This window comes from Prevotella sp. TF12-30 (genome assembly GCF_003436715.1).
GTDB classification, from domain to species: domain Bacteria; phylum Bacteroidota; class Bacteroidia; order Bacteroidales; family Bacteroidaceae; genus Prevotella; species Prevotella copri_A.
On sequence record NZ_QSQJ01000114.1, the window covers coordinates 1 to 1092 of the forward strand.

At 51.5% G+C, this 1092-nt stretch carries 2 protein-coding genes and 1 pseudogene; all 3 read left to right on the forward strand.

Annotation, left to right across the window (positions count from 1 at the left end; all coding sequences use genetic code 11):
- Positions 1-335 (forward strand): DUF3408 domain-containing protein (locus DXD25_RS16315; protein ID WP_147327962.1); only part of this gene is annotated, 335 nt, incomplete at its 5' end.
- Positions 336-519: 184 nt separating this feature from the next.
- Complete coding sequence (gene mobC / locus DXD25_RS16320; protein WP_117664392.1) at positions 520-954, forward strand: plasmid mobilization relaxosome protein MobC; 435 nt, start codon at positions 520-522, stop codon at positions 952-954.
- A pseudogene (locus DXD25_RS16325) lies at positions 951-1092 on the forward strand (mobilization protein); the annotation flags it as partial. The gene mobC and the pseudogene DXD25_RS16325, both read left to right, overlap by 4 nt.

Genomic DNA, 1092 nt, shown 5'->3' on the forward strand with positions numbered 1-1092 from the left:
ATTTAGAAGTTGTGACAGAGAATGTGGCTGCAACAACCTCCAACATGGAGGACGAGCTTACGAACGAGGTTCAATCGCCACCGAATCCGCAGAAGCGCATCAGTGGCAAGCAGCGCAAGGCGACATTAGAGGAGTATCAGCAGACCTTCCTCCAAGTTCCAAGGATTGACGACCGCAAGCCAGTCTTCGTCAGTTCCGATGTACGAGACCGTCTTGATCGTGTCGTCCGCATCCTCGGAGGGAGACGCATGAGCGTATCGGGCATCATCGAGAACATCGTGCGCCACCACCTAAGCCTTTATGAAGAGGACTTCGAGGCTTGGCGCAAATTGTGAGAATTAAGGTCTGCGACCTTGGACGTGGATAGCTGAAAGGCTGTAGTTCCAACTAACGTGTTCTGAGAGGGAGCGAGGTTATGTTTTGGGAACCCCAAAACGCCTCGCTCCACCATGAGGGCGGAGGAATTTTGCTCCCAACGGTCGCAGAAAGTGAGTGTACCAACTGTAAACAGTATATCGAATGACAAGCATACATGAACAAGACAAGAGAAAGGGCGGAAGACCGCCCACAGGCAGGGTTCGCAAGCTGTCGAAGTCTGTCACAGTGAAGTTCTCGAAGCCAAGCTACGAGGCACTGAGACTGAGGGCGAGAAAAGCCAACCGCAAGTTGGCGGAGTACATCCGTGAGTCAGCCTTGAATGGCGAGGTGGTCAGCGGACACAATGCAGAGACGGTAGCCATTGCCAAGAACCTCATTGGCATGGCGAACAACCTCATTGGCATGGCGAACAACCTCAACCAACTTACCAAGCTGTCGCATCAGAGAGGTTTCCATGAAACTCATGTGTATGTGGTGGACTTGTTGAGAAGATTGAAAGCAATCCTTGGCGAGTATCGCCAAGCAAGTTATAAACCGAAGCCAAGCAGTATGGGCAGAAAGGAGGATACCACATGATAGGCAAGCTAAAGAAAGGTGCATCTTTTGGTGGTTGCGTCCGCTATGTGACAGGCAAGGACGAGGCGAAAATCCTTGCATCCGATGGTGTGTTACTCGGCACGAATGCCGAGATAACGCAAAGTTTCGAGCTACAGA